This is a genomic window from Flavobacterium sp. LMO8, from assembly GCF_009495755.1.
Lineage (GTDB): Bacteria > Bacteroidota > Bacteroidia > Flavobacteriales > Flavobacteriaceae > Flavobacterium.
This window is the reverse complement of sequence record NZ_WIBJ01000027.1, coordinates 184,765-199,302: the sequence shown is the minus strand read 5'-3', so window position 1 is coordinate 199,302 and position 14,538 is coordinate 184,765. Positions and strand designations below refer to the sequence as shown.

Annotated in this window: 10 protein-coding genes; 8 read left to right on the top strand and 2 right to left on the bottom strand. The window is 31.9% G+C overall.

The window, feature by feature from the left end; all coding sequences use genetic code 11:
• The first annotated feature begins 84 nt into the window (after positions 1 to 84).
• The 8 genes from GFJ94_RS04470 (at position 85) to GFJ94_RS12610 (ending at position 11,439) form a co-directional block, all read left to right on the top strand.
• Positions 85 to 3,561, top strand: coding sequence for a hypothetical protein (locus GFJ94_RS04470; RefSeq protein ID WP_153200383.1), 3,477 nt, complete (start codon positions 85 to 87; stop codon positions 3,559 to 3,561).
• Positions 3,562 to 3,574: 13 nt separating this feature from the next.
• Positions 3,575 to 4,867: a glycosyl hydrolase family 17 protein gene (locus GFJ94_RS04465; RefSeq protein WP_203228646.1), complete on the top strand. Its 1,293-nt coding sequence runs from the start codon at positions 3,575 to 3,577 to the stop codon at positions 4,865 to 4,867.
• Between the two features lies 1 nt (position 4,868).
• Positions 4,869 to 6,356: a glycoside hydrolase family 30 beta sandwich domain-containing protein gene (locus GFJ94_RS04460; protein ID WP_153200382.1), complete on the top strand. Its 1,488-nt coding sequence runs from the start codon at positions 4,869 to 4,871 to the stop codon at positions 6,354 to 6,356.
• An 11-nt stretch (positions 6,357 to 6,367) separates the two neighbouring features.
• A complete protein-coding gene (locus GFJ94_RS12665) occupies positions 6,368 to 7,807 on the top strand; it encodes an MFS transporter (RefSeq protein WP_238989436.1) in 1,440 nt (479 codons plus the stop codon).
• Positions 7,808 to 7,831: 24 nt separating this feature from the next.
• Complete coding sequence (locus GFJ94_RS12660) at positions 7,832 to 8,761, top strand: glycosyl hydrolase family 17 protein (protein ID WP_238989435.1); 930 nt, start codon at positions 7,832 to 7,834, stop codon at positions 8,759 to 8,761.
• The gene (locus tag GFJ94_RS12720) at positions 8,751 to 10,442 is read left to right on the top strand and encodes a family 16 glycosylhydrolase (protein ID WP_153200381.1); all 1,692 of its coding nucleotides are present in this window, start codon (positions 8,751 to 8,753) and stop codon (positions 10,440 to 10,442) included. The genes GFJ94_RS12660 and GFJ94_RS12720 overlap by 11 nt, the downstream gene beginning before the upstream one ends.
• 217 nt (positions 10,443 to 10,659) lie before the next feature.
• A complete protein-coding gene (locus GFJ94_RS04445; RefSeq protein ID WP_153200380.1) occupies positions 10,660 to 11,244 on the top strand; it encodes an RNA polymerase sigma factor in 585 nt (194 codons plus the stop codon).
• A 51-nt stretch (positions 11,245 to 11,295) separates the two neighbouring features.
• Entirely contained in the window at positions 11,296 to 11,439 is a 144-nt protein-coding gene (locus GFJ94_RS12610) for a hypothetical protein (protein WP_203228645.1), read from the top strand.
• 36 nt (positions 11,440 to 11,475) lie between these two features.
• Here the strand turns inward: GFJ94_RS12610 and GFJ94_RS04440 are convergent, their stop codons facing one another.
• Both GFJ94_RS04440 and GFJ94_RS04435 read right to left on the bottom strand, forming a co-directional pair.
• Positions 11,476 to 11,859, bottom strand: coding sequence for a RidA family protein (locus tag GFJ94_RS04440; RefSeq protein WP_153200379.1), 384 nt, complete (start codon positions 11,857 to 11,859; stop codon positions 11,476 to 11,478).
• A 17-nt stretch (positions 11,860 to 11,876) separates the two neighbouring features.
• Positions 11,877 to 14,522, bottom strand: a complete 2,646-nt coding sequence (locus GFJ94_RS04435) for an LPS-assembly protein LptD (RefSeq protein WP_153200474.1) — start codon at positions 14,520 to 14,522, stop codon at positions 11,877 to 11,879.
• Positions 14,523 to 14,538 lie beyond the last annotated feature (16 nt).

Here is a 14,538-nt window from a genome sequence, read left to right as displayed (position 1 = left end):
CAATTCAGAATTAAATATTAGACTTTTCGCCAGAGAAGTCTAATATTGATTTTGTTATGGATTTAAAAATGCAACAACCAAATCATGAGTAAAAGCGCTGAAACTTTTGTTGATACTGAAACGAAAACCGAAAACAAATCGGTTTCAATGGATATTGTTACAATCGAAGGAGAAAAATTTTATAAAATTTCAAATAACGATGCAATGCGCCCATTTTTTATGAGCATTGTTTCCGATTCTAATCATTGGATGTTTATTTCAAGCAATGGCGGATTAACTGCTGGAAGAAAAAACGCCGAATTTGCACTTTTTCCGTATTATACCGATGATAAAATCACAGAATCTGCTGATATTACAGGAAGTAAAACTATTTTTCAAATTTCGTTCAACAATCAAACTCTAATTTGGGAACCTTTTTCAGAACGTTTTACAGGTAAATACAATATCAGTAGAAATTTATACAAAAACTTCTATGGTAATAAAATCATTTTCGAAGAAGTAAATCATGACTTAGAACTTACGTTTAGTTACGAATGGAATTCAAGTAATAAATTCGGTTTTGTAAAAAAATCGAAATTTCATAATCATTCGAATAACCAGTATCAAATTTCAGTTTTAGACGGAATACAAAATATTATGCCACATGGTGTAAGTAGCGATTTGCAAGCTTCAACAAGTAATTTAGTTGATGCCTACAAACGAAGCGAATTACATCAAAACAGCGGATTAGGAATTTTTGCATTAAGTGCCATAATTGTTGATAAAGCCGAACCAAGTGAAGCTTTAAAAGCCAATGTAGTTTATGCTTTAGGTTTCGAAAACCCATCTTATTTAGTGTCTTCTTTACAAGTAAATAATTTCAGAAGAGGAAATTCAATTCTGCAAGAAGATGATATTAAAGGCGAAAAAGGCGCTTACTTCATCAATACAACATTTAATTTAAATCAAAATTCAGATAAAAATTGGATAATTGTTGCCAATGTGAATCAGAATCATGCAGATATCGTTCAATTGATTGAAACTATTGCTAACGATAAAACTTTAGAAAATCAAATTAAAGAAGATATCCATCTTGGAACTCAAAAATTGATTGAAATTAACGCTTCATCTGACGCGCTTCAAGCTACTGAATATAATTTAAGAGATACAAGACATTTTTCCAATACGCTTTTCAACATCATGCGAGGCGGAATTTTCGACTACAATTACCAAATTGAAAAACAAGATTTTGTATTGTATATCAAGAAAGCAAACAAAGTTGTCTTTGAAAAATTAGTTAATAAAATCAATCAATTACCCGAAACGTTTTCACTTCAAGATTTAAAAGAATTTGCGAAACAACAAAACAATTTAGATTTTGAACGTCTAAGTTTTGAATATTTACCTTTAAAATTTAGTAGAAGACACGGAGATCCAAGCCGACCTTGGAATAAGTTTTCTATCAATACGACCAATGAAATTGATGGTTCTAAAATATTAGATTACGAAGGAAATTGGCGTGATATTTTCCAAAACTGGGAAGCATTAGCACATTCGTTTCCAGAGTTTATCGATAACATGATTCATAAATTCTTGAATGCTTCCACTTTTGATGGATACAATCCGTATCGTGTTACCAAAGATGGTTTCGATTGGGAAGCGATTGAGCCTGATAATCCTTGGTCATACATCGGATATTGGGGAGATCACCAAATCATTTATTTGCTGAAGTTTTTAGAATTCTGTGAAAAATACGCTCCAGGAAAATTAAACAATTATTTTGAAACGGATTGTTTCGTGTATGCAGCCGTTCCATACATCATTAAACCATATGATGAAATTCTAAAAAATCCAAAAGATACCATAGAATATAGTAATTCGTGGGAAAAATTAATCAACGATAGAAAACAACAAATGGGAGCCGATGGTGCTTTGTTACACAGTAACGATAAGAGCATTTATCATGTGAATTTCATCGAAAAAATATTGGCTACAGTTTTATCTAAAATGTCCAATTTTATTCCAGAAGCCGGCATTTGGATGAACACACAACGACCAGAATGGAACGACGCTAATAACGCTTTAGTAGGTAACGGAGTTTCGATGGTAACGTTGTATTATTTAAGAAGATTCTTGAAGTTTTTCGAACAATTATTAGACAATTCTAACTTAGAAAATATAAAAATTTCTAATGAAATGGTCGAATTCTATCATGAAGTTAGAGAATGTTTGTTAGAAAACGAACACCTCCTTTCAGGAAAAATCGATGATGTTACCCGAAAGGCAATTTTAGACCGATTAGGAAAAGCAACTTCAGATTACCGTTACCAAATTTACAACAGCGGATTTTGGGGTAAAAAGCGTACGCATTCAATGCAAGGTTTGAAAAACTTCACTAAAGTAAGTTTGAAATTTATCGAACATTCCATTGAAGCTAATAAACGATCTGATGCTTTATATCACGCTTACAATTTAATGACGATTGAAAACAACAATTCGATTTCAATTTCTTATTTAAGTGAAATGTTAGAAGGTCAAGTTGCTGTTTTGAGTTCTGGTTATTTATCATCAAAAGAAAATCTAAAAGTTTTAGACGCATTAAAAGCAAGTAAATTGTTTAGACACGATCAGTACAGTTATTTATTATATCCGAATAAAGAATTACCAAAATTCATCGAAAAAAATACCATTTCAAAAGAAGCGGTTTCTAAATCAGAATTATTACAAAGTTTATTAGCGAATAAAAACGCTCAAATCATCAATCAAGACATTTTAGGAAATTACCATTTTAATGGAAACTTTCACAATGCCAACGATTTGAAAAAGGCGTTAGCAGAAGTAAAACAAAATACCACTTTTAAAGCATTAGCTGAAAAAGAAGAAAATATTGTTTTAGAAATCTTTGAAGAAGTGTTTAATCACAAAGCGTTCACAGGTCGTTCTGGTACTTTCTATGGATATGAAGGTTTAGGTTCGATTTATTGGCACATGGTTTCCAAACTGCAATTAGCCGTTCAAGAATGTTGCCTAAAAGCCATAGAAGAAAACGAATCTCCAGAAGTTATCGGACGTTTATTAGAACATTATTACGAAATAAACGAAGGAATTGGCGTGCACAAATCGCCAACACTTTACGGTGCTTTCCCAACCGATGCCTATTCGCACACACCAGCTGGAAAAGGTGCACAACAACCCGGAATGACAGGTCAAGTTAAAGAAGATATTTTAAGTCGTTTTGGAGAATTAGGAGTATTCATTAAAGATGGTGTTTTAAAATTCAATCCTTGCTTATTACGAAAAGATGAGTTTTTAACTAAATCCAAATCGTTCGAATATGTAAACGTTCATTTCGAACACAAAACGATTGAGTTAACCGAAAATTCATTGGCGTTTACGTTCTGCCAAATTCCAGTAATATATCAATTGTCAGAGACATCGTCTATCGAAATTTTTGATAATCAAGGAAACTCAAAAACTATCAATCAATTAATATTAGATGCTAAAACAAGTCAAGATGTATTTAGTCGAAATGGTGTGATTGAGAAACTAATTGTAAACGTGGTTGCTGCCAACTTAAAATAAGAAGGATTGCGATATGAAAATCAAAACAAACATAGCACTTTTCCAACTTTCAAAAGTCTTTCTTTTGATGGGAAGTTTGTGTTTGCTGTTTTCATGTAATTCCAAATCAGAAAGCCAAGAAATGAACGCAAAATCTATAGAAATAACGGCAAAAGAGCTATTAGGAAATCCAAATTACCAAGCCATTTGTTATGGCGGTTATCGCAAGAATACGCGCGAAATTGAACCTACAATTGCAGAAATTAAAGAAGATTTAAAAATTTTAGCCGCATTAAATATCAAAATAGTTAGAACGTATAATGTTCATTATAAAGAAGTTTCGAATTTATTAGAAGCCATTACCCAACTAAAAAACGAAGATTCTAATTTCGAAATGTATGTCATGCTTGGAGCTTGGATTGATTGCAAAAACGCTTGGACAGAATTAGAACCAATTCACAATGAAGAAAGTGATAGAAATGCTATCGAGATTGCAGAAGCGGTTCGTTTAACCAATGCGTATCCAGAAATTATAAAAATTATTGCTGTTGGAAATGAAGCTATGGTGAATTGGGCTACCAGTTATTATGTTACGCCCAACATCATTTTGAAATGGGTGAATCATTTACAAGAGTTGAAAAAACAAAACAAATTAGCAAAAGATATTTGGATTACAAGTTCCGATGATTTTGCTTCATGGGGTGGAGGCGATACAAGTTACCACACTAAAGATTTAGAAGAAATCATAAAAGCGGTTGATTATGTTTCGATGCATACGTATCCGTATCACAACACGCATTACAATCCAGATTTTTGGCAAACTTCCAGCAATGAAAATCATTTTGATGAATTGCAAAAGGTCGATACAGCAATGGTTCGCACGCAATTATTCGCTCAAAAACAGTATGAAAATGTAAAAGCTTACGTGCATTCCATTAGTCCAAACAAACCAATTCATATTGGAGAAACGGGTTGGGCTTCAAGTTCCGACGGACATTATGGATTTCATGGTTCAAAAGCTTCAGACGAATATAAACAAGCTTTGTATTATCAAAGCATGCGAGCTTGGACGAATAAAGAAAATATCACTTGTTTCTACTTCGAGGCTTTTGACGAACCTTGGAAAGATAGTTCCAATAAAAATGGCTCTGAAAATCATTTCGGAATTTTTACAGTAGATGGAAAAGCAAAATTCGCCTTGTGGAATTTAGTAGATGAAAAGGTGTTTTCTAATTTAAAACGAGATGGGAAAACCATTGAAAAAACGTATTCAGGTAATAAAGAATTGTTAATGAAAAGCGTTTTAGCACCACCAAAAAAAGGGTAAAATGAAAGTAGTTCACTACATAGTAAGTTTTTTAATTCTTGTAACAATGATGAATTGTAAAGGAGTCAATAGTGCATTGGAAGTAACCGTTTACGAAACTTCTGAAAGTGGTCATGCTTTGAAGAAAATAAATGAATTTTCTACATCGGAAAATAAAGTTGTGATTCATCTTAATACAGAAGAGAAGTTTCAAACGATTACAGGTTTTGGAGGTTCTTTTACTGAAGCTTCGGCTCATTTATTGAATAAATTGAGCAAAGAAAACAGAAAGAAAATCTTAGAGGCTTACTTCAGCGAAAATGGAGCCAATTACTCACTAACAAGAACAACTATAGCTTCTTGCGATTTCTCTTTAAAGAATTATACTTACGCCAAAGTAGAAAACGACTTAGCCTTAGAACATTTCACTATCGAAGACGACAAAGACGATATTATTCCTATGATTTTAGAAGCAAAAGCGATTTCTAAAGAAGGATTTAATATTATCGCGTCTCCTTGGTCTTGTCCTCCTTGGATGAAAGACAACAAAAGTTATGTGGGTGGAAAATTGTTACCAGAATATAACGACACTTTCGCTTTGTATTTTTCAAAATATTTGGAAGCATATAAAAAAGAAGGTATAAATATTTGGGGTGTAACCGTTATTAACGAACCTCATGGCAATGGAAATAACTGGGAAAGTACTTTATTTTCTCCAGAGGAAATGACATTGTTCGTTCAAAATCATCTTGGGCCAAAATTAGAAAGAGATGGTTGGAACTCTATTAAAATTTTAGGGTATGACCAAAATAGAGCGGGCTTACAAGAATGGGTCGATTCCATGTACAAAGACGAGAAAACCTCAAAATATTTTTCAGGTACTGCTATTCATTGGTACGAGAGCACTTATGAAGTTTTTCCAGAAGCGTTACGATATGCTTACAAAAAAGCACCCAATAAACATTTAATTCAAACAGAAGCTTGTGTAGATTCAGAAGTGCCACATTGGCAAGATGATGCTTGGTATTGGAAAAAAGAAGCAACCGATTGGGGTTGGGATTGGGCAAGTGAGAAAGACAAATATTTACATCCAAAATACGCACCAGTTAATCGCTACGCAGAAGACATCATCGGTTGTTTGAATAACCAAGTTGATGGTTGGGTAGATTGGAACATGGTTTTAGACAGACAAGGTGGCCCAAATTGGTTCAAAAATTGGTGTGTGGCTCCTATAATTGTAGATGATAAAAATGATGAGGTGTATTTTACACCCTTGTATTATGTAATGTCGCATTTCAGTAAATTCATGCGCCCTGGAGCAATAAAAATTGGTTGCGAAGTCAATAACAAAGACTTAAAGGTTACCGCAGTTCAAAATCCAGATCAATCAATTGCTTTAGTCATTTTTAATCCAACGGAACAATCTCATTCGATAGCAATCAACTTAAATAATAGTAAAAAAACTGTTACCATTGCTAGAAAAGCTTTGCAAACGATTTTAATTAAATAAAAAATATAGTTATGAAAGAAATTATTCCTACAACATATAGAAATAGAGTGTCTTTTGTTCAAAAAATGGCATTTGGTTCAGGGCATTTAATTAATAATTTAATACCGGGATTACTGGGTGTATTTGTTGTTTTTTTAAAATCACCTGAAGGTTTTGCAATGAACACAATTTTAGCAGGATTAATTGTTGGTATTCCAAGAATATTCGATGCACTTACAGATCCTATTATGGGTTATATTTCAGACAATACAACTTCAAAATACGGAAGAAGAAGACCATATATATTTTTAGGTTCAATATTTACAGGAATAATTTTTATAATTCTTTGGCAAATTCATGATACAAATCCAGAAATGTATAATTTTTGGTATTTACTTATTTTTTCAATATTGTTAATCTTTGGAAATACAATATTCTCTACGCCCTTAATTGCATTAGGTTATGAAATGACTTCAGATTATAAAGAAAGAACAAAATTAATGGGATTTGCAAATACAATAGGTCAATTTGCTTGGATGATTGTTCCCTTTTTGTATGTGTTAATTCCTGATAAAGATTTATTTACAAGTCAAGCTCAAGGTGTAAGAATTATTGCTTTAGTAGGAGGAATTATCATAATAGTATTGGGAATTTTACCAGCAATTTTTTGTAAAGGAATTGATGATAGTAAAATTGAAGGAAGAGAGCAAATAACATTAAAAAATGTATTTTTAAGTGGTGCTAAAATATTTTACAATATAAAGCAGATTTTAAAAAACAAACCTTTTGTAAAATTATGTTTAGCAACTTTTTTAGTTTTTAATGGTTTTCAAATTGTTGCAGAATTTGGGGTTTTTATTATAAATTATTACATGTTTAATGGCGATTGGGGAGCCTCAAAATGGTGGATAGCAATTTTTCCAGCGGTTACCGCATTTTATACTGCATTTATTGCAATTCCAATTATAAATTATATGGCTAATAAATTAGGTAAAAGAAAGGCTTTTATCTATGCAACAGCAATTTCGATTTTTGGGTATGTTTTAAAATGGTGGGGATTTGATCCAGAAAATCCTTACATGTTATTTTTACCGATACCATTGATGGCATTCGGAATGGGATGTTTATTTACACTTATGATGAGTATGACTGCTGATGTATGTGATTTAGATGAATTAGAAAATGGAATGCCAAGAAAAGAAGGTACTTTTGGTGCGGTTTATTGGTGGATGATTAAAGTTGGTCAAGGTATTGCTTTGGTTTTTTCAGGTATTATTTTAAGCGTTTTAGGCTATGATCCTAAAGCTTCTACACAGACAGCAGAAGCATTAACAGGTATGCGAATTACAGATATTGTGCTACCAGTTTTAACGGCTGCTTTAGCTATTTGGGTGATGTGGTCATATAGTTTAGATGAAAAAAGAGCTAAAGAAATTAAAGATGAGTTAGAAAGTAGAAGAGGTGTACTTTAAAATTATCTAAAAATTCATAATATTATGTCATTCAGAACTGATTATATTTTACATGCCCAACATTTTGATGCTGCTCAAGCAGATTTCAAAAATGGCTTTGATTTTACAACACATTCTCCTGAAGATCTTCACACTTTTTATGCAAAAATTTTACAAAGTGGCATGCACGGACTTTGCTTTAGTATGTACGAGGATGGTCAAAAACCAGGTGACCACATTTCAGAAGAGCAAGTGAGAAGACGATTGAAAATCATGGCGCCTTACACTAAATGGGTGCGTTCTTTTTCGTGTATCGAAGGAAACGAATTTGTTCCAAAAATAGCTCGCGAATTTGGCATGAAAACTTTAGTAGGTGCTTGGTTAGGTGATGATGCAGAAAAAAATGAAAAAGAAATCGAAGCCTTAATTCAGTTAGCAAAAGAAGGCTTTGTTGATATAGCCGCTGTAGGAAACGAAGTAATGTACCGAAAAGATTTATCGGAAGATGAATTATTATCCTTTATTCATAAAGTAAGAAAAGAAATTCCTGCTCATATTCCAGTAGGTTATGTAGATGCGTATTATGAATTTACAATAAAACCTCGAATCACTGAAGCTTGCGATGTTATTTTAACCAATTGTTATCCGTATTGGGAAGGAAGTACTATTGATTATTCATTGGCACATATGAAAAGTATGTATTACCAAGCTTTAGATGCTGGAAAAGGTAAAAAAGTAATTATAACAGAAACCGGTTGGCCAAGTCAAGGTGAAAGTTTTAAGGATTCTCACCCTTCTAAAGAAAATGCAATGAAGTATTTCATAAATACGCAACATTGGTCTAAGGAATCTAATATAGATATTTTTTATTTTTCTTCTTTTGATGAGTCATGGAAAGTTGGAGCAGAAGGTGAAGTAGGCGCTTATTGGGGTATTTGGGATAAAAACGAGAAATTAAAGTATAATGATAAATAAAATCACAAGAAGTCTATTTTTTCTATTATTTGTTAACATCAGCTTTGCTCAAGTAGATGTGGTCTATAATGATTTGGTATGGTCTGATGAATTTGATGCAAACGGAGCAATAAATGCAACAAATTGGTTTCATCAAACACAGATACCTTCAGGAGGTAGTTGGTATAATGGTGAAGATCAGCATTATACAAATGAAATAACTAATTCTTATGTAAATGGAGGTTTTTTAAATATCGTAGCTAAAAAAGAACCATACACAAGTCAAGGTGTTACAAAACAATATACTTCGGCACGATTAAATTCTAAATTTGCCTTTAAATATGGTAGAGTAGATGTTAGAGCTAAATTACCTATAGAAGCTGGTACTTGGCCTGCTATTTGGATGCTTGGAAAAAATATAAATGAACCTGGCGGGTTTTTTAATGCTACACATGGAACAACAAGTTGGCCAGCTTGTGGTGAAATTGATATTATGGAGCATGGAATTACGCCTTCACAGAATATAAATTATATACAAAGTGCCCTTCATACACCTTCTTCATTTGGTAACACTGTTAATCATGGCGGAACATTAGCAAATAATTTAGGAACAGATTTTCACGTTTATTCTATGAATTGGTCGCCAAATCAAATTACTTTTTTATTAGATGGTGTTGCTTTTTACACCTATAATCCCGCTGTAAAAACGTTAAGCAATTGGCCTTTTGATTTGGAACAATATCTTTTATTAAATATTGCAATGGGAGGTGTTGCAGGAACAATTGACCCAAGTTTTACCCAAAGTGCAATGGTAATTGATTACGTTAGAGTGTATCAAAATATTACTGTTGATACACAAATTCCAACAAATTTTACAGCAACTGTTGGTAATGTAACCAGTTCATCGGTTGAATTATTATTAAATGCAAACGACGATTCAGGATCAGTAGTTTATGATGTAGCTTATGGTAGTCTTACCAATTCAACTATAGGTACGTCTGGTGTTCAAAAATCGTTTGTTATTACTGGTTTATCGCCAAATACAAACTATACTTTTTCTGTAGCAGCAAGTGATGTTACAGGAAATGAAGCATCCAATAATTCAATTATACTTAACGCAACAACTTTAGGTGTAACAGCTTGTTCGGGTTCTGATTCAGTAGCACAACAAGGAACTTTTTCTATTGGTTATAATTATGAATTTGAAACCATTGGTACCGATGTAAAAATCACTTTCGAAATGTTGGATACTGATAGAGTAGGGTTAGTTGCTATTTTATGGAAACAATCTCCTTTTACAGAAACACAAATGACCTATGTATCGGGAAGAATTTTCACACACACCATAACTGGGCAAACTATTGGAGCTACAATTAATTATGCAGTTAAATTTGCTTATGCTAATGGTTTTTCTGTAACACGATATATTTCTTATGTGGTAGGCAGTAATTGTGCTTTAAATCAGGATAGTTTTAATGAATTTACCGATTTTACCTACAGTAATCCTGCTAATAATTATATTACAATAAATACTACTTCCCAGATTGATAAAGTTGAAATTTATAATCTTCTTGGAAATAAAATAATAAGTCAATCTACAAATACGAATGAAATTGAAGTAGCTAGCCTTTCAGATGGAGTTTATTTAATGGTAGTTTATTCAGGGAATAGAAAAGGTATTAAGAAGGTGATAATAAATTAGAGTCATCTTTAAAAATCATGTAAATCACCTTCAAAATTATTACTTTTTGAAGGTGATTTATTATTTTATTGCTTTAAAAGTGTTAAATTTTTAGTTTAAATTTGTTTATTAAATAAAAATTATGTTAAATTTGGCTTAATTAATCTTATAAACAACATTGCCTATACAAACAATTACTTTTTAGACCCCGAACTTTAATTAACTAAAAGGTATTGTTATGGCTAATCTTGTACTTCCAGATGCAGTGTTGGTGAAGAGTTATATAAGCGGAGATGAATCTGCTTTAGCTTCATTAATTGAAAGACATCAATCTAAAATCTACGGATTTATTTACTCCAAAATTGGTGATAGAGATTTATCTGACGATATTTTTCAAGATACCTTTATTAAAGTTATAAAAACTTTAAAGACGAGTTCGTATAACGAAGAAGGAAAATTTTTGCCTTGGGTAATGCGTATTGCTCATAATTTAGTTGTAGACCATTTTAGAAAAGCAAAGAAAATGCCTTTTCAACGTGAAACGGAAGAATATTCTATCTTCAATTATATGACCGATAACAGTTTGAATATTGAAGGACAAATTATATCGGAACAAGTAGAATCGGATTTAGCTAAACTTTTGGACGAACTTCCTGCAGATCAAAAAGAAGTTTTGGTAATGCGTATGTATCAAGATTTAAGTTTTAAGGAAATAGCTGATTTAACGGGAGTTAGTATTAATACTGCATTAGGAAGAATGCGTTACGCTTTATTAAATTTGAGAAAAATTATTGAAAAAAATCAAATTATTTTGACTAACTAATACTAAAAGTAAAATATTGTCGTTATAGATTTATAAACCAAATCATAATAAATGGCAAAACTTTACTCTAAGAAAAAATTAGCAACTCAAAAAATGTTACCTAAAAAAGAAACGATTTCGTTTTTACTCAACTATTCAAAGGCTTTGAGTATACATAAGGTTGGCAAATCAAGTTTTGAAATTATTGCTAATTAAGGAAAATGCCTCAAAGATATTTGAGGCATTTTTTTATTAGCTTTTAACAGCTATCATTGAAATTTCGATATTTACGTTTTTTGGTAAACACGCTACTTGTACGGTTTCTCTTGCTGGAGCAGTGGATTCGTCAAAATAACTTCCGTAAACCTTGTTAATTCTTACAAAATCGTTCATGTTCATGATGAAGATTGTAGTTTTAATTACGTTTTCAAATGTCATATTGGCAGCAGCTAAAACGGCTTTCATGTTTTCCATTATTTGTTTGGTTTCAGTTTCAATATCATCTAAAACCAATTCCATAGTGGCTGGGTTTAAAGCAATTTGCCCAGAAGTATATAAAGTGTTACCTACTAATACCGCTTGGTTATATGGACCAATAGGAGCAGGTGCTTTGTCTGTAAAAATAATTTTTTTCATAAAAACTGATTTAACTATTATCTAAAAACGCGATCTGGTAATTGGCGTTTTTCATATTTAATATCACTAAATATAGAAGAAGAAATTCCGATAAAGAATCCCCAATAGGTGTTTTGTCCAAAAGGTACCCAGTTAAAACTCATTCTCCAACTTTCTAAATCGCGCTCAAAACGTAATTGTGTAAACGTAACACCTTTTTGTTTAAAATCATATCCAGAAGAAAAACCAACTTTCCAGCGTGGTGCTAAATCGAAATTTCCAGACATCATAAGTGAATGTGATGATATTTCTTCTTGTCGATTTGAATTGTTATATGTAATTGAATACGCTAATCTTAAATCCCACGGAATTTTATAATTATACCATTCTAAATCTTTGTTATTAAGTTTTTCTTCATTTTCATCAAATAAACTCTGACGCGAATCGCTTAAATCAACTCCTCTACCAAATAAATCATCGTTGCGTCCTCCATTAAGTTCATTTTGTTGGGTTTCTTTTTTGTTTTTTCCAAAATCTTTACTTGAAAAATTATAATTGATAGTCATATTTGCTCTTGGTAAACGAAATAAACTTCCACCATTGTCCATATTTAATTTATCAATTCTTCTACCCGCATTATCAATTGCAAATGCATCTAAAGTAGCTGCAAAGTTAACGTTCATTTTCTGTTTAAAAAGTTGAGTTCCTCCAGAAACTGAAATTTCAGACCATTTTAATGAATCGGCAGCAATGTCATAACCTATTCCAAAATTTAAGTTATTTAATAACATTACTTTTTTTGCTTCCCCTTTTTTGCTTTCTTCGTCTCTAACTTTAGCTTCGAAAGTGTTACTCAAAGAAAAATTCATACGATTGGATAATCTGTTTGATGGAGAACCAAAAAGACCTCCTTCAAATTTAGAATAATTGCTAAAATTTATTCCTGTTGCGTCTAAGGCATAAGTTTCAAAATACTGATCAAAGCTTGGTGTTAATCCATAACTTATATTTGGTCGCATTACATGACGAATGGCTTGAATTCTCTTATCTTCTCCAAAATTAAATGTACCGTAAATAGTGGTTCCAATTCCCGCATTAAAATTATATGTTCTAAAAGATTCAAAACCATTTTCATCAGTTATAATAACTTTATTTTCGGTTGAACTAAAATCTTTTTTAATAGTGTTTAAAACCCATGTTTCATTATAAGTAGCTCCAGCTGATACACTAAAAAATTTGAAAATTTTAAAATTGGTATTAATTGGAATGGTGTGTTGTAAACCCGATCGTGCATCTCTGAACATTTGAGGCTTAAAAAATAATGAATCCTGAGTTCTAATGCGGTTTTCACCTCTAACATTATATTGAAGATTTATATTTTTGAAAAATCCCTTTTTAACACCATCTTTAGGTGCAAAAGGAAAAATACGGTCAACGCTTGCTTGAATTGTAGGTAAGGTCATATCAATTTCCTCAGTATTTGTATTTTGAGAATGTGTTGCAGAAATTGACATATTAACTTGTGGAACCGAACGAAAAGTTTTAGAATAGGATACTGAAGAGCTTAAATTATTATTTAAACCAGAGCCAACGTTATTCATGTTTACCGATTGTCTAAAATATTGACTACTTCCTAAATTTACAGAAGCAGAAAAACGTGAATCGGCAGAAGCTTTTGGATCTTGTGAATGCGACCACTGGATGTTGTACTGTTTAGATTTAACATAATCGGGAAAACCTTTTTCGCTTTGAATGTTATTTTCAAATCTGAAATTAATTCGGCCATTAAATTTGTAACGCTTAGCATAGCTACTTTCTGCACGTAAACCATAACTACCATTTGTGTAGTAATCTCCTAAAACTGCTAAATCATAATAATCACTTAACGCAAAGTAATATCCACCATTTTGTAAAAAATAGCCTTGCCTGTTATTTTGCCCTGGTGTTGGCATAATAAATCCGGAAGTGCTTTTTTCAGACATTGGAAAATAAGCAAAAGGTAAACCAATAGGTGTAGGAACATCCATAATTACCATGTTCGTTAATCCTGCAACTACTTTTTTCTTAGGTACAAATTTTACTTTTCTAACTAAAAAATAATATTCCGGATCGTCAATGTTTTTTGAAGTGGTCATTCGAGCATTCTTCATAAAATAAACCGAATCATTTTCTTTTTTAGAAATTTCGGCTTTTATGAATAATTCGCCTTGTTGCGTTCTCGAATTCCAAACTTTAGCTCTTTTTGATTTGGTATGAAAAATAATTGAATCGGGTTCAACCACATTTTCCCCTTGTTTAAAAACGGGTCGTTGAATATAATTTCCAGCAGAATCTTTTAATCTTCCAGCAAAAACAAGATTTTTTTCATAATCTAAAACAATTCTTCCTGCTTTAAGTTCAAAATCGGTATAATAGATTTCGGCTTCGTCATGAAGTGTAACAGTTTTTTTCTTTTGATCTAGTTTTTCATATTCTTTGGCTTTCATGTTTACAACACCGTCTAAGAAAGGTTTTTTCTTTTTTGAAGTATCAACAGAAGTAGTGGCAGAATCTTTTACTTTTTCAAGATCCGATTTCGTTATTGTAACGGTGCCAGGAATTGGATTTTCTTGAGAAAAAATAGTAGTGGTTCCTACTATGAGAAAAATTACTGAAAAAACGATATGAAATAACTTTGTATGCAATGCTTTTAATAGTATT

Bases quoted from the DNA above. Each gene is read 5' to 3' on its own strand.
- GFJ94_RS12720 (WP_153200381.1), top strand. From the start codon at position 8,751: ATGATAAATAAAATCACAAGAAGTCTATTTTTTCTATTATTTGTTAAC.
- GFJ94_RS04470 (WP_153200383.1), top strand. From the start codon at position 85: ATGAGTAAAAGCGCTGAAACTTTTGTTGATACTGAAACGAAAACCGAA.
- GFJ94_RS12610 (WP_203228645.1), top strand. From the start codon at position 11,296: ATGGCAAAACTTTACTCTAAGAAAAAATTAGCAACTCAAAAAATGTTA.
- GFJ94_RS12660 (WP_238989435.1), top strand. From the start codon at position 7,832: ATGTCATTCAGAACTGATTATATTTTACATGCCCAACATTTTGATGCT.
- GFJ94_RS04465 (WP_203228646.1), top strand. From the start codon at position 3,575: ATGAAAATCAAAACAAACATAGCACTTTTCCAACTTTCAAAAGTCTTT.
- GFJ94_RS04440 (WP_153200379.1), bottom strand. From the start codon at position 11,859: ATGAAAAAAATTATTTTTACAGACAAAGCACCTGCTCCTATTGGTCCA.
- GFJ94_RS04460 (WP_153200382.1), top strand. From the start codon at position 4,869: ATGAAAGTAGTTCACTACATAGTAAGTTTTTTAATTCTTGTAACAATG.
- GFJ94_RS12665 (WP_238989436.1), top strand. From the start codon at position 6,368: ATGAAAGAAATTATTCCTACAACATATAGAAATAGAGTGTCTTTTGTT.
- GFJ94_RS04445 (WP_153200380.1), top strand. From the start codon at position 10,660: ATGGCTAATCTTGTACTTCCAGATGCAGTGTTGGTGAAGAGTTATATA.